Origin of the sequence: Saccharothrix sp. S26 (assembly GCF_021390395.1) — a bacterium.
In the GTDB taxonomy this organism is placed as follows: Bacteria; Actinomycetota; Actinomycetes; order Mycobacteriales; family Pseudonocardiaceae; genus Actinosynnema.
Map to the genome: position 1 here is coordinate 280,481 of NZ_JAJUWT010000007.1, position 25,071 is coordinate 305,551.

At 72.7% G+C, this 25,071-nt stretch carries 30 protein-coding genes and 1 pseudogene; 25 read left to right on the top strand and 6 right to left on the bottom strand.

The features are described 5' to 3' along the window. Positions 1-98: 98 nt before the first annotated feature. From LZG04_RS13780 to LZG04_RS13870, 19 genes are all read left to right on the top strand, one after another. On the top strand, positions 99-1,568 hold the full coding sequence (locus tag LZG04_RS13780; RefSeq protein WP_233816787.1) for an AMP-binding protein: 1,470 nt from the start codon (positions 99-101) through the stop codon (positions 1,566-1,568). Between the two features lie 5 nt (positions 1,569-1,573). After that, positions 1,574-1,810 carry a glutaredoxin family protein gene (locus tag LZG04_RS13785; protein WP_211363549.1) on the top strand — a complete coding sequence of 79 codons (237 nt, stop codon included), beginning with the start codon at positions 1,574-1,576 and terminating at the stop codon, positions 1,808-1,810. Positions 1,811-1,869: 59 nt separating this feature from the next. After that, positions 1,870-3,360 (top strand): molybdopterin-dependent oxidoreductase, encoded by a 1,491-nt coding sequence (locus LZG04_RS13790; RefSeq protein WP_233816789.1) that lies wholly within the window; start codon positions 1,870-1,872, stop codon positions 3,358-3,360. 155 nt (positions 3,361-3,515) lie between these two features. After that, positions 3,516-4,319, top strand: coding sequence for a redox-sensing transcriptional repressor Rex (locus tag LZG04_RS13795; RefSeq protein WP_233816791.1), 804 nt, complete (start codon positions 3,516-3,518; stop codon positions 4,317-4,319). A 34-nt stretch (positions 4,320-4,353) separates the two neighbouring features. Further along, on the top strand, positions 4,354-5,676 hold the full coding sequence (locus LZG04_RS13800) for a glutamyl-tRNA reductase (protein WP_233816793.1): 1,323 nt from the start codon (positions 4,354-4,356) through the stop codon (positions 5,674-5,676). Beyond that, positions 5,673-6,614 (top strand): hydroxymethylbilane synthase, encoded by a 942-nt coding sequence (gene hemC / locus LZG04_RS13805; RefSeq protein ID WP_233816795.1) that lies wholly within the window; start codon positions 5,673-5,675, stop codon positions 6,612-6,614. The genes LZG04_RS13800 and hemC overlap by 4 nt, the downstream gene beginning before the upstream one ends. A gap of 14 nt (positions 6,615-6,628) precedes the next feature. Continuing rightward, complete coding sequence (locus LZG04_RS13810; RefSeq protein WP_233816797.1) at positions 6,629-8,161, top strand: bifunctional uroporphyrinogen-III C-methyltransferase/uroporphyrinogen-III synthase; 1,533 nt, start codon at positions 6,629-6,631, stop codon at positions 8,159-8,161. Between the two features lie 242 nt (positions 8,162-8,403). Continuing rightward, positions 8,404-9,381, top strand: a complete 978-nt coding sequence (gene hemB, locus LZG04_RS13815; RefSeq protein WP_233816800.1) for a porphobilinogen synthase — start codon at positions 8,404-8,406, stop codon at positions 9,379-9,381. After that, the gene (locus tag LZG04_RS13820) at positions 9,378-9,926 is read left to right on the top strand and encodes a hypothetical protein (RefSeq protein WP_233816802.1); all 549 of its coding nucleotides are present in this window, start codon (positions 9,378-9,380) and stop codon (positions 9,924-9,926) included. The genes hemB and LZG04_RS13820 overlap by 4 nt, the downstream gene beginning before the upstream one ends. A 43-nt stretch (positions 9,927-9,969) precedes the next feature. After that, the gene (locus tag LZG04_RS13825) at positions 9,970-10,506 is read left to right on the top strand and encodes a hypothetical protein (protein ID WP_233816804.1); all 537 of its coding nucleotides are present in this window, start codon (positions 9,970-9,972) and stop codon (positions 10,504-10,506) included. 76 nt (positions 10,507-10,582) lie between these two features. Next, on the top strand, positions 10,583-11,128 hold the full coding sequence (locus LZG04_RS13830; RefSeq protein ID WP_233816806.1) for a hypothetical protein: 546 nt from the start codon (positions 10,583-10,585) through the stop codon (positions 11,126-11,128). Further along, on the top strand, positions 11,125-11,526 hold the full coding sequence (locus LZG04_RS13835; protein ID WP_233816808.1) for a hypothetical protein: 402 nt from the start codon (positions 11,125-11,127) through the stop codon (positions 11,524-11,526). Before LZG04_RS13830 ends, LZG04_RS13835 begins: the two co-directional genes overlap by 4 nt. Positions 11,527-11,542: 16 nt before the next feature. Further along, the gene (locus tag LZG04_RS13840; protein WP_233816810.1) at positions 11,543-12,148 is read left to right on the top strand and encodes a hypothetical protein; all 606 of its coding nucleotides are present in this window, start codon (positions 11,543-11,545) and stop codon (positions 12,146-12,148) included. Next, positions 12,145-12,843, top strand: a complete 699-nt coding sequence (locus LZG04_RS13845; RefSeq protein WP_233816812.1) for a hypothetical protein — start codon at positions 12,145-12,147, stop codon at positions 12,841-12,843. The genes LZG04_RS13840 and LZG04_RS13845 overlap by 4 nt, the downstream gene beginning before the upstream one ends. 6 nt (positions 12,844-12,849) lie before the next feature. Continuing rightward, on the top strand, positions 12,850-13,323 hold the full coding sequence (locus tag LZG04_RS13850; protein WP_233816814.1) for a hypothetical protein: 474 nt from the start codon (positions 12,850-12,852) through the stop codon (positions 13,321-13,323). Positions 13,324-13,354: 31 nt separating this feature from the next. Beyond that, on the top strand, positions 13,355-13,702 hold the full coding sequence (locus LZG04_RS13855) for a hypothetical protein (RefSeq protein ID WP_233816816.1): 348 nt from the start codon (positions 13,355-13,357) through the stop codon (positions 13,700-13,702). An 11-nt stretch (positions 13,703-13,713) separates the two neighbouring features. Further along, a complete protein-coding gene (gene hemL, locus LZG04_RS13860) occupies positions 13,714-15,003 on the top strand; it encodes a glutamate-1-semialdehyde 2,1-aminomutase (RefSeq protein ID WP_233816818.1) in 1,290 nt (429 codons plus the stop codon). Continuing rightward, on the top strand, positions 15,000-15,629 hold the full coding sequence (locus tag LZG04_RS13865; RefSeq protein WP_233816820.1) for a histidine phosphatase family protein: 630 nt from the start codon (positions 15,000-15,002) through the stop codon (positions 15,627-15,629). Before hemL ends, LZG04_RS13865 begins: the two co-directional genes overlap by 4 nt. Then, complete coding sequence (locus LZG04_RS13870) at positions 15,626-16,207, top strand: TlpA disulfide reductase family protein (RefSeq protein WP_233816822.1); 582 nt, start codon at positions 15,626-15,628, stop codon at positions 16,205-16,207. The genes LZG04_RS13865 and LZG04_RS13870 overlap by 4 nt, the downstream gene beginning before the upstream one ends. A gap of 142 nt (positions 16,208-16,349) precedes the next feature. Here LZG04_RS13870 and LZG04_RS13875 read toward each other — a convergent pair. Next, positions 16,350-16,592 (bottom strand): annotated as a pseudogene (locus LZG04_RS13875) (M64 family metallopeptidase); the annotation flags it as partial. Between the two features lie 564 nt (positions 16,593-17,156). On the opposite strand from LZG04_RS13875, the gene LZG04_RS13880 reads away from it, so the two are divergent. From LZG04_RS13880 to LZG04_RS13895, 4 genes are all read left to right on the top strand, one after another. Next, the gene (locus LZG04_RS13880) at positions 17,157-17,876 is read left to right on the top strand and encodes a cytochrome c biogenesis CcdA family protein (RefSeq protein ID WP_267936339.1); all 720 of its coding nucleotides are present in this window, start codon (positions 17,157-17,159) and stop codon (positions 17,874-17,876) included. Between the two features lie 50 nt (positions 17,877-17,926). Beyond that, entirely contained in the window at positions 17,927-19,420 is a 1,494-nt protein-coding gene (locus tag LZG04_RS13885; protein ID WP_233816949.1) for a cytochrome c biogenesis protein ResB, read from the top strand. Further along, a complete protein-coding gene (gene ccsB, locus LZG04_RS13890) occupies positions 19,420-20,361 on the top strand; it encodes a c-type cytochrome biogenesis protein CcsB (RefSeq protein ID WP_233816826.1) in 942 nt (313 codons plus the stop codon). The genes LZG04_RS13885 and ccsB overlap by 1 nt, the downstream gene beginning before the upstream one ends. 156 nt (positions 20,362-20,517) lie before the next feature. Next, the gene (locus LZG04_RS13895) at positions 20,518-21,993 is read left to right on the top strand and encodes a MinD/ParA family protein (RefSeq protein WP_233816828.1); all 1,476 of its coding nucleotides are present in this window, start codon (positions 20,518-20,520) and stop codon (positions 21,991-21,993) included. Between the two features lie 39 nt (positions 21,994-22,032). Here the strand turns inward: LZG04_RS13895 and LZG04_RS13900 are convergent, their stop codons facing one another. Next, on the bottom strand, positions 22,033-22,212 hold the full coding sequence (locus LZG04_RS13900) for a hypothetical protein (RefSeq protein WP_077011223.1): 180 nt from the start codon (positions 22,210-22,212) through the stop codon (positions 22,033-22,035). Positions 22,213-22,264: 52 nt separating this feature from the next. Next, complete coding sequence (locus LZG04_RS13905) at positions 22,265-22,522, bottom strand: BldC family transcriptional regulator (RefSeq protein ID WP_233816830.1); 258 nt, start codon at positions 22,520-22,522, stop codon at positions 22,265-22,267. Positions 22,523-22,651: 129 nt separating this feature from the next. On the opposite strand from LZG04_RS13905, the gene LZG04_RS13910 reads away from it, so the two are divergent. Together LZG04_RS13910 and LZG04_RS13915 are read left to right on the top strand one after the other, a co-directional pair. Further along, positions 22,652-23,119, top strand: coding sequence for an Lrp/AsnC family transcriptional regulator (locus LZG04_RS13910; RefSeq protein WP_233816832.1), 468 nt, complete (start codon positions 22,652-22,654; stop codon positions 23,117-23,119). Between the two features lie 10 nt (positions 23,120-23,129). Beyond that, a complete protein-coding gene (locus LZG04_RS13915; protein WP_308199079.1) occupies positions 23,130-23,387 on the top strand; it encodes a DUF4229 domain-containing protein in 258 nt (85 codons plus the stop codon). A 3-nt stretch (positions 23,388-23,390) separates the two neighbouring features. On the opposite strand, the gene LZG04_RS13920 is transcribed toward LZG04_RS13915, so the two are convergent. From LZG04_RS13920 to LZG04_RS13930, 3 genes are read right to left on the bottom strand one after another with little or no spacing between them, the layout of a single operon-like run. Next, positions 23,391-23,702, bottom strand: a complete 312-nt coding sequence (locus tag LZG04_RS13920; protein WP_233816834.1) for a hypothetical protein — start codon at positions 23,700-23,702, stop codon at positions 23,391-23,393. Further along, a complete protein-coding gene (locus tag LZG04_RS13925) occupies positions 23,699-24,007 on the bottom strand; it encodes a PadR family transcriptional regulator (protein ID WP_233816836.1) in 309 nt (102 codons plus the stop codon). Before LZG04_RS13925 ends, LZG04_RS13920 begins: the two co-directional genes overlap by 4 nt. Positions 24,008-24,029: 22 nt before the next feature. Next, positions 24,030-25,049, bottom strand: a complete 1,020-nt coding sequence (locus LZG04_RS13930) for an ADP-ribosylglycohydrolase family protein (RefSeq protein ID WP_233816838.1) — start codon at positions 25,047-25,049, stop codon at positions 24,030-24,032. Positions 25,050-25,071 lie beyond the last annotated feature (22 nt).

Sequence of the window (25,071 nt, forward strand, 5' to 3'; positions counted from 1 at the left end):
CCGGTCTCGAATCCGCGACGCGGATGGAGGCACTGCGTGACTCCGCCCGCGCGTGACAGACTGCGCTGAGGTCCGCTGTGGTTCACCAGGAGGTCACGTTGACCGCTTCCGCAAGCAACATCGCCGACCTGGTTCGCGCCTCCGCGCACCGTGGACCCAATCACGTGGCCCTGGTCGATGTCACGACTGCGAACAGTTGCACCTGGGGCGAACTCGACGCCGCGGTGGACGGCGAGGCGCACCGGTTGGTCCAGGCGGGCGTGGAGCCGGGCGACCGGGTGGTCGTGCGGCTGCCGACCGGCATCGCGTTCTGCGTCGCCGTGTTCGGCGTGCTGCGGGCGGGCGGCGTGCTGGTGCCCGCCGGACCGGGCCAGCCGACGCGCGAGCTGCAACGCCTGGTCGCCGACAGCGGCGCGAAGCTGCTCGTCGGCGACGGCGGTGGCGCGGACGTCGAGGTGCTGCCCGCGCCGACCGCGACACCCGGCGAGGAGTTCGCCGCCATCGGCTCGGGCGAGGACCTGGCCGTGCTCGGCTACACCTCCGGCACGTCCGGCTCGCCGCGCGGCGCGATGCTGTCGCACCGGGCGCTGCTGGCCAACGTCGAGCAGTGCGCGTCGCTGCGGCCCGCACCGGTCACCGCGGGCGACCGGGTGCTGCTCGCGCTGCCGCTGTTCCACGTCTACGGCCTCGGCCCCGGCCTGCTCCAGGTCGCGGGCGCGGGCGCGACGGCCGTGCTGCTGGAGCGGTTCGACCCGGACCAGGCGTTGACCGCGATCCGCGAGCACCGGGTGAGCACGCTGGTGGGCGTGCCGCCGATGTACGCGGCGATCCTGGCCCAGCCCGTCGAACGGCTGCGCGCGGACCTGGCCACGGTCCGCCTGTTCACCTCGGGCGCCGCGCCGCTGGCGCCCGGCCTGATCGACGCCATGCGCGACGCGGTCGGCCTGCCCGTCTACGAGGGCTACGGCCTGACCGAGACCGGGCCGGTGCTGACCACGACGCTGGCGGGCGGCGCGCCCAAGCCGGGATCGGTCGGCCGCGCGCTGCCGGGCGTGCAGGTGCGGCTGGTCGACACCGACGGCCGCCCGCTGGACCAGGACGAGGACGAGCCCGGCACCGGCCTGGTCGCGGCCAGGGGCGACAACCTGTTCAGCGGCTACTGGCCCGACGGCGCGCACGGCCCGGACGCCGAGGGCTGGTTCCGCACCGGCGACGTCGGCTACCTCGACGCCGACGGCGACCTGCACCTGGTGGACCGGGCGGGTGACCTGATCATCGTCAACGGCTTCAACGTCTACCCGCACGAGGTCGAGCAGGTGCTGGCCGAGCTGGACGGCGTGGCCGAGGCGGCGGCGGTGGGCGTGCCGGACGAGCGGACCGGCGAGTCGGTGAAGGTCGTCGTCGTGCCGGCGGCCGGCGCGGCGCTCACCGAGGACGCGGTGCTGTTCCACTGCGCGGGACGGCTGGCGAAGTTCAAGGTGCCGACCGTGGTGGAGTTCGCCGACGCGCTGCCGCACTCGCCGACCGGCAAGCTCGCGCGGGCCCGGCTGCGCCTGCCCCTAGCCTGAACACCGTGAGCCACCACGTCACCTTGATGAGCCGGGTCGACTGCCACGCCTGCGAGCAGGCCAAGGCCGACCTGGAGCGGATCTGCGGCGAGCTGGGCGTGCCGTGGGACGTGCAGGACGTCGACTCCGATCGCGAGCTGCGCGCCGAGTACGGCGACCGGGTGCCGGTGATCCTGGTCGACGGCGAGGAGCACGGGTACTGGTCGGTCGAGGAGGACCGCCTGCGCGCGGCCCTGCGCTGACGATTACCGGCCGCTTACGGATTCGGCGGCCCGGTCCGGCCAGGGTGTCGAATTGACCCATGACACGCCTGACCGCCGCCCTCGTCGGAGTCCTCGGCGTGGCCGCCGCGCTGGCGGCCGGGCACCTCGTCGCCGCGCTGGTCGGCCCGTCGGCCTCGCCGTTCCTCGCGGTGGGCAACACCGCGATCGACTTCACGCCGCAACCGGTGAAGGACTTCGCCGTCCGCGCGTTCGGCACCCACGACAAGCTCGTGCTGCTGCTCGGCATGGCGGTCGTGCTGCTGGGCGTCGCCGTCGCGGCGGGCCTGCTGTCCCGGCGCTCGCCGCTGCCCGGCACGGTCCTGGCCGTCGTCCTGGGCCTGCTCGGCGTCGGTGCCGTGCTGCACCGCCCGGACCTGGGCCGACTGGGCGTCCTCGCGCCGGTCGCCGCCCTGGCCGCCGGGGTGGCCGTCTTCCGGTGGCTGCACGGCCGGGCCGCGCACCCCGCGGGCACCGCCGACGGCCGCCGGGCGTTCCTGGTCGCCTCGGGCGCGACGGGCCTGGCCGCGTTGGTGGGCCAGGTCGCCGGCGGCCGGGTGGACGTCGAGGCGTCCCGGCGGGCGGTCGGCGCGCTCGAACCCGCCACGCCCGCGCCGCCCGTGCCGCCGGGCGCGGACTTCGCCGCCGAGGGCACCCCGACCTTCATCACGCCGAACGCCGACTTCTACCGGATCGACACGGCGCTGAGCGTGCCGCGCGTGCGCGCGGAGGACTGGGTGCTGCGCGTGCACGGCCTGGTCGACCGCGAGCTCACCCTCCGCTACGACGACCTGCGCCGCCGTGACCTGGTCGAACGCACGGTCACCATGGTGTGCGTGTCCAACGAGGTGGGCGGGCCCTACATCTCGACGGCGAACTTCGTGGGCGTGCCGCTGCGTGACGTCCTGCTCGAAGCGGGCGTGCGCGACGGCGCCGACCAGCTGTTCTCCACCAGCGCCGACGGCTGGACGGCGGGCTCGCCGGTCGACGTGGTGCTGGAGGAGGACCGGGGCGCGCTCATCGCGCTGGGCATGAACGGCGAGCCGCTGCCGCTGGAGCACGGCTTCCCGGCCCGCCTGGTCGTGCCGGGCCTCTACGGCTACGTCTCGGCCACCAAGTGGGTGGTCGACCTGGAGCTGACCACGTTCGAGGCCAGGCGAGGCTACTGGCTCGACCGGGGGTGGGCGCGGGACGCCCCGGTCAAGCTGATGTCCCGGATCGACCGACCCGAACGCGGCTCGACCGTCGCCGGCCGCGTGGTCGCCACCGGGATCGCGTGGGCCCAGCCCACCGGCGTCTCGAAGGTCGAGGTCCGGGTGGACGGCGGCCCGTGGCGGACCGCGACGCTCGGCGACGACGTGAGCGGCTCGACGTGGCGCATGTGGCGCGTCGAGCTCGACCTGCCGCCGGGCGGTCACACGATCGAGGCACGTGCCGCGGACCGGGCCGGCGTCACCCAGCCGCAGGCGCGCGTGGCGCCCGTCCCGGACGGCGCGACGGGCTGGCACAGCGTCTTCTTCACCGTCTCCTAGATCACCCGAACGGGTTCTACCGCGAATTCACCCCACGGGGTCCGGGGTCCGGTCGTCAACTTTGTGCAAGCGTTCACAAGCGGTACGGTGGGTGCATCACTCCGCTGGTGGCGGTACCCGGCGGGTCAGTGCGACGGATGTCGAGGAGTTCCAGCGTGGCGGCTCAGCGTGGCGAGGGTGACGGTGTCGTGACCCGCCCACAAGGGACCAGCCCGGCCGGGACCAGCCCACAGGGGACCACCAACTCCGAAGCGCCCGCCGACGTCCGGGAACGGGCGCGCGCGATCCCGGAGGCGGCGGTGGCGCGGCTCGCGGTCTACCTCCGCGTGCTCTCGGGCATGGTCGAGCAGGGCGTGACGACCATCTCCAGCGAGGAGCTCGCGGGCGCGGCCGGGGTCAACTCGGCCAAGCTCCGCAAGGACCTGTCCTACATCGGCTCGTACGGCACGCGCGGCGTCGGCTACGACGTCGAGGTGCTCGTGAGCCACATCGAGCGCATCCTCGGCCTGACCCGCAAGCACTCGGTCGCGGTCGTCGGCATCGGTAATCTTGGTCACGCGCTGGCCAACTACGGCGGCTTCCCCAGTCGCGGCTTCCCGGTCGCCGCGCTGTTCGACATCGACCCCGACCTCACGGGAGTGCCGGTAGGCGGCATCCCGGTCGACCACATCGACGACATCACGACCGTCTGCGCGGAGCGCGAGGTCTCGATCGGGGTCATCGCGACACCGCCCCAGGCAGCTCAGGCCGTCTGCGACCGTTTGGTATCCGCCGGAGTCCAGTGCATCCTGAACTTCGCACCCGTCGTGCTCCAAGTGCCGGACTACGTCGAAGTGCGCAAGGTCGACCTGGCGGTCGAGATGCAGATCCTGTCGTTCCACGTCGCGCGACGGGCTGACGAGGCCGCCGGTGACGTGGTCAACGGCATCGGTGTGGACGGGGTGGTGATTCGCCCGTGATCGTGCGGGTAGCGAGCCGGTCGGTGGTGCGCTCATGAGCGTCCTCGTCGTCGGTCTGTCCCACCGGACCACCCCCGTCCCCGTGCTGGAGCGCGTCGCGGTCGCCGACACCGACCGGGGCAAGGTGCTCGACCAGCTGCTGAAGGCGCCGAGCGTGTCCGAGGCCGTGCTGCTGTCGACCTGCAACCGGGTCGAGGTGTACGCGGTCGTCGAGACCTTCCACGGCGGCATGAACGAGGTCGTCGAGGTGCTCGCCCGCCAGGCCGGCGCCGAGCCCGCCGACCTGTTCGAGCACCTCTACGTGCACTACTCCGCCGCCGCGGTCGAGCACCTGTTCTCCGTGGCGGGCGGCCTGGACTCGATGGTGGTCGGCGAGGCCCAGATCCTGGGCCAGCTGCGCAACGCCTACAACGCCGCCGACGAGCGGGGCGTGGTCGGCCGCACGCTGCACGAGCTGGCCCAGCACGCGCTGCGCGTGGGCAAGCGCGTGCACACCGAGACCGACATCGACCACGCCGGCGCGTCCGTCGTCTCCGAGGCCCTGGCCGACGCGGCCCGCGCCCTCGGCGGCCTCGAGCACCGCAAGGCGCTCATCGTCGGCGCGGGCTCCATGGGCGGCCTGGCCGCCGCCCACCTGCGCCGCGCGGGCATCGGCGAGGTCGTCATCGCCAACCGCACCGCCGCCAACGGCGAACGCCTGGCCGCGGCCCTGCGCGCGGACGGCGTGCGGGCCACGTCCACCGGCCTGGACGCCCTGACCGACGCCATCGCCGAGGCGGACGTGCTGTTCGCGTGCACCGGCTCGGTCGGCACGGTCGTCGGCGCGGAGCACATCGGCGACCGCGCGCCGGACCGGCCGCTGGTCGTCTGCGACCTCGGCCTGCCCAAGGACGTCGACCCGGCCGCGACGCTGCTCGACGGCGTCCGCGTGGTCGACCTGGAGACCCTTCAGCGCAGGCTGTCCGACGCCCCGACCGGGCAGGGCACGCTGCGCGCGGCGGAGATCGTGGCCGAGGAGGTCCGCGCCTACCTGGCCGGGCAGCGCTCGGCCGGGGTCACGCCCACCGTGACGGCACTGCGCAAGCGCGCCGCCGAGGTCGTCGACGCCGAGCTGCTGCGGCTGGACTCGCGGCTGCCCGAGCTGGACGGCGCGGTGCGCGACGAGCTGGCCAAGACCGTGCGCCGGGTGGTGGACAAGCTCCTGCACACCCCCACCGTGCGGGTGAAGGAGCTGGCCGCCGCCCCGGGCGGCGCGGGGTACGCCGAGGCGCTGCGCGAGCTGTTCGGGCTCGACCCGCAGGCGCCGTCCGCCGTCAGCACACCCCATTCGACGCAACCCAAAGGTGAGAAGCGGTGAACCGCACCCTGAGGATCGGCACCCGCGGCAGCGCCCTCGCGCTCGCGCAGACCGGCCACGTGGCCGACGCGCTGCGCGACGCGGGCGCGACCGTGGAGATCGTCACGATCTCCACGCCCGGTGACCGCTCGTCCGCACCCATCGCCGAGATCGGCATCGGGGTGTTCACCTCGGCGCTGCGCGACGCGCTCGCGAACGGCGAGATCGACGTCGCCGTGCACTCGTACAAGGACCTGCCCACGGCACGCGACCCGCGCCTGTCGCTGGCCGCCGTCCCGCCCCGCGAGGACCCGCGTGACGCGCTGGTCGCCCGCGACGGGCTGACCCTGGGCGAGCTGCCCACCGGCGCGAAGGTGGGCACCGGCTCACCCCGCCGGGCCGCCCAGCTCAACGCCCTCGGCCTGGGCATCGAGGTGGTCGCCCTGCGCGGCAACGTCGACTCCCGCATCCGCAAGGTCGCCGACGGCGAGCTGGACGCCGTCGTGCTCGCCCGCGCGGGCATCGCCCGCCTCGGCCGCACGGCCGAGATCACCGAGACCTTGGAGCCCATCCAGATGCTCCCCGCGCCCGCTCAGGGCGCCCTCGCAGTGGAGTGCCGGGTCGACGACGTCGACACCGAGCACCTCCTCCAGTCCACTCTGGACGACTCGGCCAGCAGGGCCGCTGTCGCTTCCGAGCGCGCCCTGTTGGCCGCGCTGGAGGCGGGTTGCAGCGCGCCGGTCGGCGCACTGGCCGATGTGGTGGAAGACCTCGCCGAAGACGGGACCGTGGTTCTCCGCCTGTCCCTGCGCGGGGTCATGGCGACGGAGGACGGCGACCTCCTCCGTGCGTCCGCCACCGGTGACTTGACCGCAGCAGAGGAACTCGGCCGCGCGCTGGCCGCCGAGTTGCTCGACCTCTCCGGCCACGCCACCGCGTCGCCGGCGGGGCGTAGTTGATGGGGAGTGCCCTGATGACCCGCGCACGCAAGACCCCCGGCCGAGTCGCGTTCGTCGGCTCAGGTCCGGGCGACACCGGGCTGCTCACGGTCCGGGCCCGCGACCTGCTCCACAAGGCGGAGCTCGTGGTCACGGACCCGGACGTCCCGGCCGAGGTGGTGGCGCTGGTACCCGACGGCGTCGAGGTGCGACCCGCCGTGGGCGATCCCGCCGACGTCGCGAAGGACCTGGTCGCCGAGGCGAAGAACGGCCTCGCCGTGGTCCGCCTCGTCGCCGGTGACCCGCTGACCCTGGACTCCGTGGTCAAGGAGGCGCAGGCCGTCTCCAAGACCACGATCGCCTTCGACGTGGTGCCCGGCGTCCCCGCCGGCACCGCCGTGCCCGCCTACGCGGGTGTCGCGCTGGGCGCCGTCCACACCGAGGCCGACGTCCGCGGCGTGACGGACTGGTCCGGCCTGGCCGCGGCCCCCGGCACGCTCGTGCTCCACGCCACCGGCGGCCACCTGGCCGAAGCCGCGTCGTCCCTGGTGGAGAACGGCCTGGCCCCGCAGACCCCGGTCGCGGTGACCTGCGACGGCACCGGCTTCGGCCAGCGCACCGTGGACACCACGCTCGCCTCCCTGGCCGCCGACGCGGGCGACCTGGGCGGCCCGCTCGTGGTCACGGTCGGCCAGGCGGTCGCCAACCGGCCCAAGCTGTCCTGGTGGGAGTCGCGCGCCCTGTACGGCTGGCGCGTCCTCGTCCCGCGCACCAAGGAGCAGGCGGGTGCGATGAGCGACCGCCTGCACGCCCACGGCGCGATCCCGGTCGAGGTCCCGACGATCTCCGTCGAGCCGCCGCGCAGCCCCGCCCAGATGGAGCGCTCGGTGAAGGGCCTGGTCGACGGCCGCTACCAGTGGGTCGTCTTCACCTCGACCAACGCCGTGCGCGCGGTCTGGGAGAAGTTCCGCGAGTTCGGCCTGGACGCCCGCGCGTTCTCCGGCGTGAAGATCGCCTGCGTCGGCGAGTCGACCGCCGCCAAGGTCCGCAGCTTCGGCATCATCCCCGAGCTGGTCCCGTCCGGCGAGCAGTCCTCCGAGGGCCTCCTCGCGGACTTCCCGCCCTACGACGACATCCTGGACCCGGTGGACCGCGTCCTGCTCCCGCGCGCGGACATCGCCACCGAAACCCTGGCCGCCGGCCTGCGGGAACGCGGCTGGGAGATCGACGACGTCACCGCCTACCGCACCGTCCGCGCCGCCCCGCCGCCCGCGGACACCCGCGAGATGATCAAGTCGGGCGGCTTCGACGCGGTCTGCTTCACCTCGTCCTCCACGGTGCGCAACCTGGTGGGCATCGCGGGCAAGCCGCACGCCCGCACCCTGGTGGCGTGCATCGGCCCGCAGACCGCCGAAACGGCCCGCGAGTTCGGCCTGCGCGTCGACGTCCAACCGGAGGACGCCAACGTCCCCGCCCTCGTCGACGCCCTGGCCCAACACGCGGCCCGCCTGCGAGCCGAAGGCGCCCTGCCCCCACCTCGCAAGACCAAGCGCCTCCGCCGGTCCTGACAAGGGACCGAGCGGGCTCCGCCGGCTCGGAAACCGAGCCACAACGGACCCGCACCGCCCCACCGAGGCCCGATTTGACATGGGTTCGAGTGCCTTAGGCTGGTCGGAGCCGCCGGGCCTGGCGGGACGCTTTTCCCCGCCGGGCCTGCCGGCTACGGCCTGCCTGGGGTGCTCGTAAGGGCCCCATGTCAAATCGAGCCGGACTTGCCTAACGCAGCAGCAGCAACAGGGGAGTACCCGCAGTGTTCCCAGCCCACCGCCCCCGCCGCCTGCGCACCACGCCGGCCATGCGCCGCCTGGTCAGCGAGACCACCGTGCGCCCGCGCCAGCTCGTCCTGCCCATGTTCGTCAAGGAAGGCCTCGCCGCGCCGACCGAGATCCAGAGCATGCCGGGCGTCTACCAGCACACCCGCGAGTCGCTGCGCAAAGCCGCCGTCGAAGCGGTCCAGGCGGGTGTCGGCGGGATCATGCTGTTCGGCGTGCCCGCCGAGCGGGACGCGGTCGGTTCCGGTGCGACCGACCCCGACGGCATCCTCAACGCCGCCCTGCGCGACCTGCGCCACGAGCTCGGAGACTCGACCGTCCTGATGTCCGACTGCTGCCTGGACGAGTTCACCGACCACGGCCACTGCGGCGTGCTGACCCCCGACGGCGCGGTCGACAACGACGCCACCCTCGAGGTCTACGGCGAGATGGCCGTGGCCCAGGCCGAGGCGGGGGCCCACGTGGTCGGCCCGAGCGGAATGATGGACGGCCAGATCGGGTTCATCCGCAACGCCCTCGACGAGGCGGGCCACGCCGACACCGGCGTGCTGGCCTACAGCGCCAAGTACGCGTCCGCCCTCTACGGCCCGTTCCGCGACGCCGTCGAGTCCCAGCTCCAGGGCGACCGCAAGACCTACCAGCAGGACCCGGCCAACGCCCGCGAGGCGGTCCGCGAGGTCACGCTCGACCTCGCCGAGGGCGCGGACATGGTCATGGTCAAGCCCGCCCTGCCCTACCTCGACGTGGTCAGGGCCGTCGCCGAGGTCTCCGACGTGCCCGTGGCCGCCTACCAGATCTCCGGCGAGTACGCGATGGTCGAGGCCGCCGCCCGCAACGGCTGGATCGACCGCGAGCGCACCGTGCTGGAGACGCTGACCTCGATCCGCCGGGCCGGCGCGGACATCGTGCTCACCTACTGGGCCGTCGAGGCCTCCGGCTGGCTGGACCGCGGATGACCTCGCCCACCCCGGCCCGCGCCAAGCCGCCGAGACCCACGCCGCCGAAGCTGGTCGACATCGCCCGGTGGCTGTTCATCCTCAGCGCCGCCCTCGGCATGGTCCGGTTCGTGGTGGAGCTCGCCGACCGCGAGATGCTGATCCGCGAGCTGCGCGCCCAGCAGCCGACCCTGAGCCAGGACGAGCTGGACGCCGCCGCGACCGGCGGGATCGTCTTCGGCCTGCTGATCGGCGTCGGGATGGTCCTGGTCTACACGGTGCTGGCGAACCGGATGGCCGCCGGGCAGAACTGGGCCCGGATCGTGCTCACGGTCATCGCCGCCGGCGGGATCTTCCTGGGCGTGGTGCGGCTGGTGGCCGCCGTCTCCGGGTTCGCGGCGGCGTTCGGCCTGGTGGTCAGCGGTGTCGACCTGGCGTTCGGCGTGGTCACCATGCTGATCGACGCGACCGCCGTGGCGCTGGTGTACCAGACATCAGTTTCCCGGTACTTCCGATCAGTGCGATCGGTCAGGCACCTGCCACCGCCCGTAGCTAACGGGTTGTGAATACCGGTCGACGGAACGCCCCATCACTCCTACGGTCCGTGGCATGACCCATCCGAATGACCCGTACAACCAGGGGCAGCCGCAGCAGCCCGGCTACCCGCCGCCCGCCCCGCCCTTGAACGAGAGCGAGCTGCGGCAGCCCGCCCGCCCGAAGTCCGTGGACACCGCCTACCTGCTGTGGCTCGTCGCGGCCGGTATCAGCATCCTCAGCAACCTGATCGGCCTGGTCATCGCGGGCGATCTGGCCCGGGAGACCGCGGCGGCGCTGGGTGTGTCCGGTGCGGCGGCCGAGCCGAGCTACGGCTCCACGATCTTCAGCCTCGTCCTCGTGGTGGTGTGGATCGTGGTCGTGATGCAGATGCGCAAGGGCGCCAACTGGGCCCGCATCCTGCTGACCGTGCTCGGCGTCCTGGCCGTCATCGGCAACCTGCTCAGCCTGCTGGCCTTCGGGATCCTGTTCTCGCTCGGCTTCCTGGGCGTGCTCTCGGCCCTGCTGGTGCTGGCGTCGCTGGTCGCGATCGTCGGCGCGATCGTCTTCATGTTCAAGTCCGACTCGAACCACTACTTCAAGCACAGCTGACCTTGAGGTAACAGATGTGCTGTCCGCCGCTCGTCGCGGTGGACAGCACACCTCGACCGCCCTAGCGTTCTGAACCGTGACGACCCCACAGGACCCTGATCACCTGCCTCCGCAGCAGCCGTACACCCCGGCACCGCCGCCGTTGAGCGAGTCGGAGCTGGCCGGCTACGGCGGTGGCCAGGGACGGCCCGTCGTGCCCGAACCCAAGGAAGTGCGCCTGTCGTTCTTCCTCTGGCTGGCCGGCGCGGTCCTGCTCGTCGTGTCGTCCGTGCTGGTGCTGACCCAGCGCGACCTGGCGATCGAAGAGGCCCGCAAGGCGCCCCCGACGCCCGGCGTCACGGCGGAGCAGCTCGAATCGGCCGTCACCGCGGTCCTGGTGTTCCTCGTGATCATCGGTCTCGTGCTCGCCGCGCTGATGGCGTTCTTCGCGTTCAAGGTGCGCGCGGGCCGCAACTGGGCCCGGATCACGCTGACCGTGATCGGTGCGGCCGTGTTCCTCTACCACCTGTTCGGCTTCTCGCTGGTCGGCCTGATCATCGTGCTGGTCGTGGCCGCCGCCGTGGTCACGATGTACCTGCCCGCTTCGAAGGCCTACTTCGACTCGGCCAAGCGAGCCGGATGACCGGGCAGCCGCCACCGGTGGTGCGCGGCGCGGTCGCGGTGTGGTTCGCCCTCGGCGCGTTCCTGCTGCTGGAGAACGTCGTGCTGTGGCTGGGCCGCGCCCGACTGGAGCAGGCCGCCGTGCGTTCCGGCGACGACCCGGCCGAGGTGCCGCGCCTGCTCACGCAGCTGACCGTCGTCGCCGTGGCCTTCGCGATCGGCTACGGCCTGTTCGGGTGGTTGCTGCGCAAGGGCAGGCGGTGGGCACGCGGTGTGCTCACCGGCGTGGCCGTGCTGCACGTGCTGTGGATCGTGCTGCCGGGTGCCAGCGCGGTGAACCTCGTGACGCTGCTGCTGATCGCGGTCGGTTTGGCGTTCACGTGGCTGCCCGGTACGGCACAGTGGGTCAAGCAGCACTGAACCCTGCGGAGAACCCATGCCCGAACCGGACCCGTTCGCCTCGCCCTTCCACCACGTGGACCTGCCCGGGCAGGAGCGGTCGAGCACGCCGCTGCCTCCCGGCTACCAGCTCCCCGCGCCCATGCCGCCGGTGCACCCGGCCGACCTCGCGCCCCGCCGACCGGTCACGACCACCGTCGCGTCGTGGTGCTGGATCGCGGGGGCCGCGCTCGTGGTGCTCGTCCTGCCTGCCCTGTTCTACACCGGGCTCGACGCGCTGACCGACGACCTCGCGCGTGACCGGAAAACCCCGATGAGCAGGGGTGAGGCGGAACTGGGCGCGCGGTTGACGCCGGTGCTGTTCGCGTTCGCCTTGGCCGTGGCGGCCGTGCCGTTCGTGATCGCCGCCGCCAAGCTCCGCTCGGGTCGCAACTGGGCGCGCGTCCTGCTCACCGTGCTCAGCCTGCCCGCCGGGGCGTTCGGGCTGTTGGCGATGCTGGCGTTCGCCTCCGGGGGCCTGCCGTACGTGCACTGGATGTGGGGCGTGGCCTGGTCCTGGGTGTTCCTGGGCGTCTGCGCGCTCGGGTTCGTGGCGATGTACCTGCCCGCGTCGAACGCCTACGCCAGAGCGGTGACGAGATGACGCACCCGGACCAGCCCGACCCAGGCCAGACCACCCCGGGGCAGCCGCACCCCGGCCCGACCTACCAGGGGCAGACCGACCCGGGCCGGCATTACCCCGGCCGGCCGCACCCCGGTCAGGTTTACCCAGGTCAGACCGACCCCGGCCGGTCGTATCCCGCCCAGCCGTACTCCGGCCAGGTCTACCCCGGCCAACCGAATCCCGGCGGGCAGTACTCCGCTCACATCCACCCCGGCCAGCCGTACCCCGGCCAGCCGTACCCCGGCCAGATGCGCGCCGTCGACCAGCACACCGCCGTGCGGGTCCGCCCCACCGCCGTCACCGCCTCCTTCACCCTGTGGATCCTGACCGCCCTCTCCTGGCCGGTCGGCTCGATCGCCCGCTCCCTCGCCGAGGACGGCGCGATCGCCGGGTTCGGCCCGATCATGGCGTTGTTCACCAGCACGTGCCTGGCCATCGCGTGCGTCTGGGGCGCGGTCCTGCTGCTCGGTGGCTCCTACCACGCCCGGCTCGGCCTGTGCGGCGGTGCGCTGGTCGTCGGCGTCCTCGCCCTCGCCGCCGCGATCATCGCCTCCCGCGACGGCGACGCGGGCGCGCTCACCTGGGTGGTGATCGTGGCGCGGCTGGTCCTGCCCGCCGCCGCGGCCGCGGCCGCCTTCCTGCCCGGCACCCGCCAGTACTTCTCGGGGACCTGATCGCCAGTGGACCAGCCGACCCTGTACGCCGAACCCGGCACGTCCTGGTGGCCGCTGCTGTGGGGCCCGGTGTTCGCCCTGCTCGGCTTCGGCGTGGAAGCGCTGACCGGCTCGACCCGGCCGCTGCTGTGGCTGCTCGTCGCACTGCTCCTCCTCCTGCCCACCGCCCTGTGGGTGCAGGGCCGCCGTCGCCTCTACGCCGTCCGCCTCACGCCCGTCGCCCTGCACCAGGGCCGGGACGAGCTGCCGCTGCGTGACGTGGAAGCCGTCGACGGGGTCGAACCGCGCGCGGGCGCGAAGGTGCTCGGCGGTGGCTGGTCCCTGCCCCGTGGCACGGAAGCGGTGCCGCTGCGGTTGACCGACGGCACGGTGGTGATGGGCTGGGCACGTGACGCCGACGCCCTCCGCGCCGGGATCGGGAAGCTGCTGACCCACCGCGATCCGGGACGGGGGGACGGGCGCGGTGCCACGCGGGGCTGACGACCGGGCCGGGCATGAGAAGCTGACCGACGTGACTGCGGCCACCGTCGAGAGCCAGACCGTGCCCGAACCCGAGCCCGAACCGGGCGCGCCGACGCTGCACCAGCCCAAACGCGCGCTCATCGCGATCGGCGAGGTGGTGCTGGTCGCGCTGCTCGTGGCGCTGGCCGTGTGGTGTTGGGACCGGGGTGTCGTGCACCACAGCTACCCCGTGCCCGACCACCCGCCGCTGGAGTCCACCCGGTTCAAGGGCAACTGGATCGGCGGGTCCGTCGCCCTGGTCACGCTCGCGGGCGTGCTGCTGCTCGACGCCGTGCGCCAGACCGTGCTCGCCGTGCGCACCCGTGGTCGGAAGCAGGTCGAAGAACCCGGCGTGTGAGACTGGACGGCGTGACAGCGACGCGATCCCAGGCACTGTTCGAGCGCGCGGCGGCGGTGATCCCCGGTGGCGTGAACTCCCCGGTACGGGCTTTCCACTCGGTCGGCGGCACGCCCAGGTTCATGGTGCGCGGCGAGGGCCCGCACCTGTGGGACGCCGACGGCAACCGGTACGTCGACCTGGTGTCGTCGTGGGGCCCGATGATCCTCGGGCACGCCCACCCGGCGGTCGTCGACGCCGTCCGCGAGGCCGCCGTGCACGGCCTGTCGTTCGGCACGCCCACCGAGGGCGAGATCGAGCTGGCCGAGGAGATCATCGACCGGGTCGCGCCGGTGCACCAGGTGCGCCTGGTCAACTCCGGCACCGAGGCCACCATGAGCGCGATCCGGCTGGCCCGCGGCTTCACCGGCCGGCGCAAGGTCGTCAAGTTCGCCGGCTGCTACCACGGTCACGTGGACGCGCTGCTCGCCCAGGCGGGCTCCGGCGTCGCCACGCTCGGCCTGCCCACCTCGCCCGGCGTCACGGGCGCGCAGGCCGCCGACACCCTGGTGCTGCCCTACAACGACGTCGAGGCCGTCGAGCGGGCGTTCGCCGAGAACCCCGACGAGATCGCCTGCGTGATCACCGAGGCGGCGGCGGGCAACATGGGCGCGATCGCGCCGAAGCACAACGCCGAGCTGAAGCGGCTGTGCCGGGACAACGGCGCGCTGCTGATCATGGACGAGGTGATGACCGGCTTCCGCGTCTCGCGCGCCGGCTGGTACGGCCTGGAGAACGTCGAGGGCGACCTCTACACGTTCGGCAAGGTCATGTCCGGCGGCCTGCCCGCGGCCGCGTTCGGCGGCCGGTCGGACGTGATGTCGAAGCTCGCCCCGTCCGGGCCCGTCTACCAAGCGGGCACGCTGTCCGGCAACCCGGTCGCGGTCGCCGCGGGCCTGGCCACGCTGCGCGCCGCCACCGACGACGTCTACCGCACCCTCGACGCCAACGCCACCCGCCTGGGCGCGCTGTTCACCGCGGCGCTGACCGAAGCGGGCGTGCGGCACCGCGTCCAGTTCGCCGGCAACCTGGTCAGCGTGTTCTTCACCGACGCCGAGGTCACCGACTACGCGGGCGCCCAGGCCGCCGAGACGTGGCGCTTCCCGCCGTTCTTCCACGCCCTGCTCGACCGGGGCGTGTACCCGCCGCCCAGCGCCTTCGAGGCGTGGTTCGTCAACGCGGCCATGACCGACGACGACTTCCAGGTCATCGCCGACGCCCTGCCGCACGCCGCCCGCGCCGCCGCGGAGGCGACCCGGTGAGCCGAACCGTCGTCCACCTGCTGCGGCACGGCGAGGTGCACAACCCGACCGGCATCCTCTACGGCCGCCTGCCGGGCTTCAAGCTGTCCGAACGCGGCCAGCGGCAGGCGCTCACCGTGGCCGAGCACCTCGCCGACCACGACATCGCGCACGTCGTGGCCTCCCCGCTGGACCGGGCGCAGCAGACCGCGTCGCCGATCGCCGACTCGCACCGGCTCGAACTGGCCACCGACGAGCGGCTGATCGAGGCGGACAACAAGTTCGAGGGCCTGAAGGTGGCCGTCGGCGACGGCGCGCTGCGCTCGCCCCGGCACTGGCCGAAGCTGGTCAACCCGTTCCGGCCGTCGTGGGGCGAGCCGTACCTGCGGATCGCGCACCGGATGCTCGGCGCGGTGCAGCGGGCCCGGTCGGTGGCCGAGGGCCACGAGGCGGTGTGCGTGTCGCACCAGTTGCCGATCTGGACGTTGCGGCGCTTCCTGGAGGGCAAGCGGATGTGGCACGACCCGCGCCGCCGCGAGTGCTCGCTGGCCTCGTTGACGAGCCTGGTGTTCGAGGGCGAGCAGCTGGTGCGGGTGGTCTACACCGAGCCGGTCGGCGCGACGAACCCGAGGGTGACCGGGGCATGAGGGCACGCGCGGTCCTGGGCGGCCTCACCGCCGTGCTCCTGCTCGTCACCGGCTGCTCGACCGGGGACGACGCGGTGGTGGCCGGCTCGGAGTTCCAGCTCGTCGCGCCCAACGGCGAGACGAAGCTGCGCTACGAGGGCGACGAGCGCAAGGGCATCAAGGGGCTGACCGGTCCGAGCCTGATGGAGGACGGCAGGACGATCTCGCTGGAGGACTACGCGGGCAAGGTCGTCGTGGTCAACATCTGGGGCGCGTGGTGCCCGCCGTGCCGGACCGAGGCGCCCGAGCTGCAGAAGGTGCAGGACGAGACCGGGCCGCTGGGCGTGCAGGTGCTGGGCGTGGACGTCAAGGAGAACTCGACCGAGTCGCCGCGGGACTTCATGACCAACCGGCAGCTGACCTACCCGTCGATCTACGACGAGTCGGGCCGCGCGATGCTGTCGTTCCGCGGGTTGCCGCCCAACACCGTGCCGTCCACGTTCGTGCTGGACAAGCAGCACCGGGTGGCGGCGGCGTTCCTCGGCGGCGTGATCGCGTCCGACCTGGTGCCGCTGGTCGAGGAGCTGGCCGCGGAGTAGCGGTCACCGCAGCTCGGGCACCTTCGCCCGGAACGCCTCGACCATCGCGTCGCGGCCGACGAGGTCGACCTCGCGGCCGAGCGCGCGCATGCACGTTGACCTCGGTCGGCTCGTCGCCGCTGAACCGGTCGTACGGGTAGTCGTACTCGTCGGCCGGCTCGCCGATCGAGTGGCCCGGCTCGTGCACGGCGATCTGCCCGGCCTGGTCGTCCGCGTCGGCGGCGGTCGCCACGCCACCGCCCGCGCCGCCGTACTTGGCCGTTTTGCCGAGCGCGATGACCTGGTCGGCCTGGGGCGCGAGCGCGGCGAACCGGCCCGCCTTGGCCTGGTTGACGCACAGCAGCCGCTCGGTCTCGGGGTCGCGGCCCTGGCACCAGAACCCCATGTCGAGGGCGGTGTCGCGGTCCGTGCCCAGGGTCGGGTCGTGGTCCACGCCGTCGCCGACGAACACCAGGTCGAACCGCTGCTCGGGCGCGCCGGTCTCCTGGATCGCCACCACGTCGGCGACCACCGCACCCGGCGTGGCCGAGGCTTCGACGGCGACCGGCACGGGCGTCCGCGCGATCGTGCCGTCCGGGGAGAAGACCTCGACCTACTCGACCCCGGGACCGCCGGGCTCCGCGGCGGCGCCGGGCAGGGAAGCGGCGACGACGGCGAAGGCGACGGCCGGCGCGGGCAGGACGAGCCGGAGAGCGCTCATGCGGTCACGCTATGCAGTGGCCTGTTAGCCCACAAGGGTTGGTAGTCGGGTGCAACCATTCACCGAGACGGGTAACTGAGCACGGCGTTCGGCCTGCCACGACCCCGACCGGATCACCGCTCGCCTGTGACGTGGGTCGCCCATAAGGGATGCCCCTGCACGGCGTCAAGAGCGGCTACCTACGCTGAACCCGTGAACCCGACCGATCTGGCCACCTCCGGCCCGATCCTGCTCGCGACCGGGGTGGCCATGCTGGCCGGGGCGATCTCGTTCGCCTCGCCGTGCGTCGTCCCGCTCGTGCCGGGCTACCTCGCCTACCTCGCGGGCCTGGTGGGCGCGGACGCCCCGGCCGTCACCGACGGCGAGGCGGCCAAGTCGGGTCGCTGGCGGGTCGCGGGCGCGGCCCTGCTGTTCGTGCTCGGCTTCACGGTCGTGTTCGCGCTGACCTCGTTCGTGGTGCTCGGCCTGACCGACCTGTTCTGGTTCCAGGGCGAGCTGCTCCAGCGCATCGGCGGCGTCATCACGATCGCCATGGGCCTGGTGTTCATCGGCCTGGTGCCCGCCCTCCAGCGCGACGTCCGCCTGCACCGCACGCCCAGGGCCGGCCTGTTCGGCGCGCCGCTGCTGGGTGGGGTCTTCGCGCTCGGCTGGACCCCGTGCGTCGGCCCGACCCTGATGGGCGTGCTCGCGCTGACCCGCAGCACCGAGGTGGGCTCGATCACCCTGCGCGGCGGGGTGCTGGTGCTCGCCTACTGCCTCGGCCTCGGCCTGCCGTTCATCCTCATCGCCCTCGGCGCGCGCTGGGCGGTCCGCACGACCGGCTGGCTGCGCTCGCACGTCCGCCAGGTGCAGGTGTTCGGCGGCGTGCTGCTGATGGCCGTCGGCGTGGCCCTGGTGACCGGCCTGTGGGGCGAGTTCGTCGGCTGGCTGCGCGACGCCGTCATCAACGACCTGAAACTGCCGTTGTAGTGAGCGCCCTCCTCGCCTTCCTGCGCAACACGTGGCGCGGCCTGACGGCCATGCGCACCGCGCTGACCCTGCTGTTCCTGCTCGCCCTCGGCGCGATGCCGGGCGCGTTGCTGCCCCAGCGGTCGCTGAACTCGCTGAAGGTCGACGAGTACATCGCCGACAACGGCTGGTGGGGCCGGCTGCTGGACCGGTTGCAGTTCTTCGACGTCTACGCCAGCGTCTGGTTCTCCGCGATCTACGTGCTGCTGTTCGTGTCCCTGGTGGGCTGCCTGCTCCCGCGCACCTGGGAGTACTTCAAGCAGATGCGGGCCAAGCCGGTGCTCACGCCGCGCAACCTGGCCCGGATGCCGCACCACGCCTCGGCCGACACCACCGCGTCGCCGCAGGCCGTCATCGAGCACGCGGAACGCAGGCTCAAGGGCTGGCGCACGGTCACCCGCGACGAGCCGGGCGGCGGCCGCACGATCAGCGCCGAGCGCGGGTTCCTGCGCGAGACCGGCAACCTGGTGTTCCACTTCTCCCTGCTGGGCCTGCTGATCGCGTTCGCGCTGGGCAAGATGTTCGGCTACGAGGGCCAGGTCATCGTGCAGGCCAACGGTGGCCAGTTCTGCAACTCGGGCGTCTACAACTACGACACCTTCCGCCCCGGCCTGCGCGTGGACGGCACGCAGCTCAACCAGTTCTGCGTGCGGGTCGACGACTTCGAGGCCGAGTTCCTGCACAACGGCCAGGCCGAGAGCTTCGACGCGGCCATCCAGTACCAGTCCGGCGCGGACCTGGACACCGGCACCTGGCGGCCCTACCCGCTGCGGGTCAACAGCCCCCTGCGCACCGCGGGTGACCGGGTCTACCTGCTCGGCCACGGCTACACGCCGCTGTTCACGGTCACCTTCCCCAACGGGGAGACGCGCACCGGCGCGACCCAGTGGCGGCCGGTCAACCTGGTCACGCTGGCCTCGGAGGGCGCGACCAAGTTCGACCCGCCGAACGTCCCCGACGCCGAGCAGCGCCGCAAGAGCCAGCTCGCGATCACCGGCCTGCTCGCGCCGACCGCCGCGTTCCGGGGCGAGCTGCTGGACTCCGCGTTCCCCGCCGCGAACGACCCGGCGGTCGCGATCGACGTCTACCGCGGCGACCTGGGCACCGACTCCGGTCGCGGCCAGTCCATCTTCTCCATCGACCAGAAGATGGTGAAGGACGGCAAGCTCACCAAGGTCGCCAGGCAGAACCTCAAGCAGGGCGAGCAGCTGACCCTCGACGACGGCACCGTGATCCGGTTCGACGGCGTCCGCGACTGGGTGTCGTTGCAGGTGTCGCACGACCCGACGCAGCTGTGGGTGCTGGTGTTCTCGGTGCTGGTCATCCTGGGCCTGGGCGTCTCGCTGAGCATCAAGCGCCGCCGCGTGTGGGTGCGGGCGAGCCCGCGCGAGGACGGGCGTACCGTGGTCGAGGTCGGCGGCCTCGCGCGCACTGATCAGGCCGGGTACGGCGAGGAGTTCGACGCCCTCTCCCGGGACCTGCTCGCTCACAAGGAGGAGAGCTGATGCCGGTCAACGCGACCCTGGCGACCTACAGCGACTGGACCTACGCCGCGGCCGTGGCGATCTACTTCCTGGCCGCGGTGCTGTACCTGTGCGAGGCCGCGTTCGCCCGTCCCGCCAAGGCCCGGGAGCTGGCCGGCGCGGTCGCCGCGGGCGGCACGCGGGCCGACGGCACGTGGACGCCCGGCCTGGTCGCCAAGCCGGAGCGGTCCCGCGCCGAGCGCCTCGGCCGCATGGGCGTGGCGCTCGCCGTCCTCGGCGCGCTGCTCCAGACCGCTTCGCTGGTGCTGCGCGGCCTCGCGACCGAGCGCGCGCCGTGGGGCAACATGTACGAGTACGGCTCGCTGCTCACGCTCGCGGCCGTCGTCACGTGGCTGGTGCTCTCGCGCACGTTCGACGTGCGCAGGCTCGGCGGCTTCGTGCTCGTGCCGATCGTGATCCTGATGTTCCTCGGCGGCACCGTGCTCTACACCGACGCGGCGCCCGTGCAGCCCGCGTTGCAGTCGTACTGGCTCGTGGTGCACGTGTCGGTGATCTCGGTGTCCAGCGGCGTGCTGCTGGTGCCCGGCGTCGCCAGCGTGCTGTACCTGCTCAAGACCTCGGGCCGGGCGCGGTTCGCCAAGCTGCCCGACGCCGAGCAGCTCGACCGGCTCGCCTACCGCAGCACGGTGTTCGCGTTCCCGCTGTTCACCATCGGCATCATCTGCGGCGCGATCTGGGCCGAGGCGGCGTGGGGCCGGTTCTGGGGCTGGGACCCCAAGGAGACCGTGGCGTTCGTCTCGTGGGTCGTCTTCGCGGCCTACCTGCACGCGCGGGCGACCGCCGGGTGGCGTGGCCGCCCGGCCGCGTGGATCAACTCGCTCGGCTTCGCGCTGACCGTGTTCAACCTGTTCTTCATCAACCTCGTAACGACTGGGTTGCACTCGTACGCCGGCGTGGGGTGATCGGCGTAGACCTCGTGGCAGGCGGTGGCGCGGACCTGTTGGTGCGCCTCGTGACGAGCGCGCACCCAATGTCGTGGAACCACTCGTCGCCGACTACCGTCGGACGCGTGGGGTCGGGGAGGTCTCGATCCGCTTCGCTCAGGGAGGACCCCAGCGGTGACCGGTCGCTACGAGAATCCTGAGCCGTCGTGGCAGCAGCCGACCGGAGCGGAGGGGCAGCAGCAGCCCAACCCGAACCAGTCGGGCGGCTACCAGGTCGAGCCGGGATCGGGAGCCCACTACGTCGAGCCCCAGACCGTCTACCTCGACCCGGCGCAGTCGGGCCCGGTGACCGGACCGCCGTCGGGTGGCTTCCCGGCGCAGTCCGGGCCGTACCCGGTGCCGGGCCAGCAGTCGGGTCCGTACCCCGTGGCCGGTCAGCAGTCCGGTCCGTACCCCGTGGCGGGCCAGCAGTCCGGTCCGTACCCCGTGGCGGGCCAGCAGTCGGGCCCGTACCAGGTGTCCGGCGGGCAGTCGGGCGCGTACCAGGTGTCGGGTGGCCAGTCGGGCGCGTACCAGGTGTCCGGCGGGCAGTCCGGCGCTTACCAGGTGTCGGGCGGGCAGTCCGGCCCGTACCCCGGCCCCGGGCAGTCGGGACCGCACCAGTACCAGGGCGGGTTCCCCAACAACTTCCCGCAGAGCGTCCAGCCCCAGCCGCCGCAGGCGCAGCGGGCCACCGCGGGCGACGTCACCTCGCAGCAGCTGATCAAGCGCGCGAAGCGACCGCCGCAGTCCGGCTGGCGCAAGACGCTGCACTCGGTCACCGGCGGCCTGATCAACCTCGGCGAGAGCCCCGCGGACATCCGCAGGCGTGAGCTGATCAGCCGGATCAACCAGCCGCTGCGCGGGTGCTACAAGATCGCGATGCTGAGCCTCAAGGGCGGTGTCGGCAAGACCACGACGACGACCACGCTCGGCTCGACGTTCTCGTCGCTGCGCGGCGACCGGGTCATCGCGGTGGACGCCAACCCCGACCGCGGCACGCTGGCGCTGAAGGTGCCCAGGGAGACCACGGCGACCGTGCGGCACCTGCTGCGCGACGCCTCGAAGATCACCCGCTACAGCGACGTGCGCGCGTACACCTCGCAGTCGCCCAGCCGGCTCGAGGTGCTGGCGTCCGAGCAGGACCCGGCCGTGTCGGAGGCGTTCAGCGACCAGGACTACCTGCGCACGGTCTCGCTGCTGGAGCTGTTCTACAACATCGTGCTCACCGACTGCGGCACCGGCTTGATGCACTCGGCCATGAAGGGCGTGCTCGACCAGGCCGACTCGTTGGTGCTGGTCTCGTCCGGCTCGGTGGACGGCGCGCAGACCTCGGCGGCGACGCTGGACTGGCTCGACGCGCACGGCTACCGCGACCTGGTCGCGAAGTCCGTCGCGGTGATCAACTCGGTGCGGCCGGGCTCGGGCAAGGTCGACCTGGACAAGCTGGCCGCGCACTTCGCCCAGCGCTGCCGCGCGGTCGTGCGCATCCCGTTCGACAGCCACCTGGAGGAGGGCGCGGAGATCGAGCTGGACAAGCTCGCCCCCGACACCCGGCTGGCGCTGCTGGAGCTCGCCGCCACGGTGGCCGACGACTTCCCGAACAACTGACCCGTGCGACGAGGGGCCTCACCACGAGGCCCCTCCGCGTCACTCTTCGTCGTCCGGCTTCTTCTTGCGCTGCTCACCGAGCTTGCGCAGGAAGTCGGGGTCGTCGTCCGGCGCCACGAAACGACGGCTGGGGGCGGTATCGACCCGGTCCGGTCCGAACGCACGCCACAGCAGCACGGCGATGGTGAGCGCACCGATCACCGCGAGCAGGTAGAGCATGGTCGCCACCTCCTTTGCCACGAGATTACCCGTGTCCCGGAGGTGTACGTGTTCAGTGCCGAACGGGTTCGGTCGCCTCCGTGGTCAGCTGGGACAACAGGTGCTGGACCTCGGACTCGCGGAACCTGCGGTGGCCGCCGGGCGTGCGGATCGACCCGATCCGGCCCGCGGTGGCCCAGCGGGTGACCGTCTTCGGGTCGACCCGGAACAGGTTCGCGACCTCACCTGGCGTCAGCAGGCGCTCCCCGTGGTGTCCCTGCGTCACGGTCACGGCATCCTCCCCGATGGCGAACAGACGTACCGGACGCATCGTGGCACCTCACCCATCGGGTACTCGAACGCTTGGGTGATGGTAAAGAGGTAGTAAGGGACGAAGGGTGCGGTTCGGACATCCCCGCCCCATCACCCGGGCGGGGTCGGTGGGCCTACCCTGTGACCGGTGGACGCTCTTGATCGCCAGATCATCGCCGCCCTGCGGGAGAACGGCCGGGCCACCTACGCCGACCTGGGCCGCAAGGTGGGCCTCTCGGCCTCCGCCGTGCACGAGCGGGTCGGCAAGCTCGAAGCCACCGGCGTCATCGTCGGCTATCACGCGGTCGTGGACCCCAGCGCGGTCGGCCTCGGCGTGACCGCGCTGGTCAGCATCCACCCCACCGACACCGCGGACGACGACGAGCTGGCCGTCGCGCTGGCCGAGCTGGTCGAGGTCGAGTCGTGCTACCGGGTGGCGGGCGACGAGTCGTTCATCGTCAAGGTCCGGGTCGCCACGGTGGACGACCTGGAGCGCTCGTTGGGCCGGTTGCGGCGCATCCAGGGCGTCGCGCGCACGCGCACCACGGTCGTGCTGTCCACCCGGTTCGAGGGCCGACCCAACACCGCGGCGGCCGGGCCCGCGGGCGACGCGTAACCTGGTTGACGTGCACCTGGGTCGTGATGTGACGCTCTACATCTGCGCGCGCCTGGGCATGGTCGCCGCGGCCACCGCGGTGCTCGTGCTCGTGAACGTGCCGCTGCTGGTCGCCCTCGCCGTGGGCGTGGTGGTGGCGCTGCCGCTGTCGATGTTCGTGTTCAAGGGGCTGCGGACGCGGGTCGCGCAGGGCTTGGAGGAGAAGCAGTCCGCGCGCCGCGCCGAGCGCGAGAAGCTGCGCGCCCAGTTGCGCGGCGACGCCGCCTAGCGGCTACACCACCAGCAGGATCGCCCCGCCGAGGTTGGCCAGCAGCACGACGGCCAGCACCGCGCCGATGTTCGTGCTCTCGCGCAGCCGCAGGGCCAGCGCCAGCGCCCCGACCGGCGGCATCACGGGCTTGCGCTCGCGGTGGGCGATCCGGATCGCGCCGAACGCCACGCCGAGCGGTTCCAGGCCCAGCTCGCGCGCTCCCTCGACGTCGGCGCGCCACTGCTCCCGGTAACGATCCCTTTGCCCGCGCGGCAGCAGCACGGCGGCCACCCGGACCGCGGCCAGGGCGAGTCGGGTCGTGAATCCGGTCATCGGGCGACCTCCGGTCGGGTGGCGGGCACGGGCTTGGCCTTCTTCGCGCACACCTTGACCGCCTCGCGGGCACCGTCGGGCGTGAGCACGTACATCCGGCGGCGCGGGCCGCGGCGTTCGCTGTCGTCGTCCCACGACGAGGTGACCCACCCGGCCCGTTCCAGGCGGTCGAGCAGCGGGTAGACGCTGCCGGACGGGCGCCCGGTCAGCTTGATGATCTCCAGGCCCCAGCGCGGCTGGTCGCTGCCGAGCAGCACCCCCAGCACGTCGACCGTGGCCCCTCCGATGCGTCCGAGCGGTTCCACCCCTCAATGCTACCTATGTAGATCAAGGCGTGTCGAGCCCGGACCGGCCCTGGTCGGCGAAGGTGTCCGCCGCGTCGTCGGCCAGGCGCTGGACGACGTCGCGCAGCTCCAGCGCTTCCAACCAGTGCTCCGGGATGGCCCCGACGCCGTCACGCGCGCCGAGCAGGTTCCCGCACAGCGCGCCGGTCGAGTCGCTGTCACCGGAGTGGTTGACCGCGAGCAGCAGCCCGTCGGCCAGGTCGCGGGCGGCCAGCGCGGTCAGCACCGCGATCGCCAGCGCCTCCTCGCCGACCCATCCGCCGCCCAACGCCGTCCCGATCACCTCGGGCGTCGGCCGCACCCCGCCCACGCCCAGCTCCACGGCCAGGTCCAGCAGGGACAACTGCTCCTCGTGCCCGTCCCACCGGATCAGCTCGGCGCGGGCCACCTCGATCGCGGGCCGCAGCGCCACGCCCGCGAGCACCTGCCGCACCAGCACCGCCAGCACGCCCGCGGACAGGTACCCGCTGGGGTGGCCGTGGGTCAGCGCGGCGGTCGCGACGGCCAGCTCGAACACCTCCCGCACGTCGTCGGACCACAACGCCACCGGGGCCGCGCGCATCACCGCGCCGCAGCCCTTGGAGTCGTTGATCGGCGCGTCCACCGTGCCGAGCACGCCCGAGCGCAACGCGGTCAGGCACGTGTTGCCGGGCGCGCGCTGGTCGTGCAGCTCGGGCACGTCCAGCAGCCACCCGTCCGGTCTGACCTCCGGCCCGCCCTGCGTGCGCAGCCACCGCGCGTACGCCACCCGCACCTCGTGCACGGGGTCGCTGCCGCGCTTGCGGGCCAACAGCAGGCCCTCCAGCGTGAACAGCGTCATCTGGGTGTCGTCGGTGATCGCGCCGAGCCTGCCGTAGGCGGGCGCGTAGTCGGTGAGGCCCGCGGGCCCGAACCGGCCCCGGATGCGGTCGATCCGGTCGAACTCGATCGAACCGCCGAGCGCGTCGCCGACCGCGCCGGCCAGCAGGCAGCCGCGCAGCAGGTCGATCGGAAGTGAGTTCACGTCGCAGAAGTTATCGTGCCGG

Bases quoted from the DNA above. Each gene is read 5' to 3' on its own strand.
- LZG04_RS13845 (WP_233816812.1), top strand. From the start codon at position 12,145: ATGACGCACCCGGACCAGCCCGACCCAGGCCAGACCACCCCGGGGCAG.
- LZG04_RS13800 (WP_233816793.1), top strand. From the start codon at position 4,354: ATGAGCGTCCTCGTCGTCGGTCTGTCCCACCGGACCACCCCCGTCCCC.
- LZG04_RS13835 (WP_233816808.1), top strand. From the start codon at position 11,125: ATGACCGGGCAGCCGCCACCGGTGGTGCGCGGCGCGGTCGCGGTGTGG.
- LZG04_RS13810 (WP_233816797.1), top strand. From the start codon at position 6,629: ATGACCCGCGCACGCAAGACCCCCGGCCGAGTCGCGTTCGTCGGCTCA.
- LZG04_RS13885 (WP_233816949.1), top strand. From the start codon at position 17,927: ATGCGCACCGCGCTGACCCTGCTGTTCCTGCTCGCCCTCGGCGCGATG.
- ccsB (WP_233816826.1), top strand. From the start codon at position 19,420: ATGCCGGTCAACGCGACCCTGGCGACCTACAGCGACTGGACCTACGCC.
- LZG04_RS13900 (WP_077011223.1), bottom strand. From the start codon at position 22,212: ATGCTCTACCTGCTCGCGGTGATCGGTGCGCTCACCATCGCCGTGCTG.
- LZG04_RS13840 (WP_233816810.1), top strand. From the start codon at position 11,543: ATGCCCGAACCGGACCCGTTCGCCTCGCCCTTCCACCACGTGGACCTG.
- LZG04_RS13825 (WP_233816804.1), top strand. From the start codon at position 9,970: ATGACCCATCCGAATGACCCGTACAACCAGGGGCAGCCGCAGCAGCCC.
- LZG04_RS13905 (WP_233816830.1), bottom strand. From the start codon at position 22,522: ATGCGTCCGGTACGTCTGTTCGCCATCGGGGAGGATGCCGTGACCGTG.
- LZG04_RS13790 (WP_233816789.1), top strand. From the start codon at position 1,870: ATGACACGCCTGACCGCCGCCCTCGTCGGAGTCCTCGGCGTGGCCGCC.
- LZG04_RS13870 (WP_233816822.1), top strand. From the start codon at position 15,626: ATGAGGGCACGCGCGGTCCTGGGCGGCCTCACCGCCGTGCTCCTGCTC.
- LZG04_RS13820 (WP_233816802.1), top strand. From the start codon at position 9,378: ATGACCTCGCCCACCCCGGCCCGCGCCAAGCCGCCGAGACCCACGCCG.
- LZG04_RS13920 (WP_233816834.1), bottom strand. From the start codon at position 23,702: ATGACCGGATTCACGACCCGACTCGCCCTGGCCGCGGTCCGGGTGGCC.
- LZG04_RS13880 (WP_267936339.1), top strand. From the start codon at position 17,157: ATGCTGGCCGGGGCGATCTCGTTCGCCTCGCCGTGCGTCGTCCCGCTC.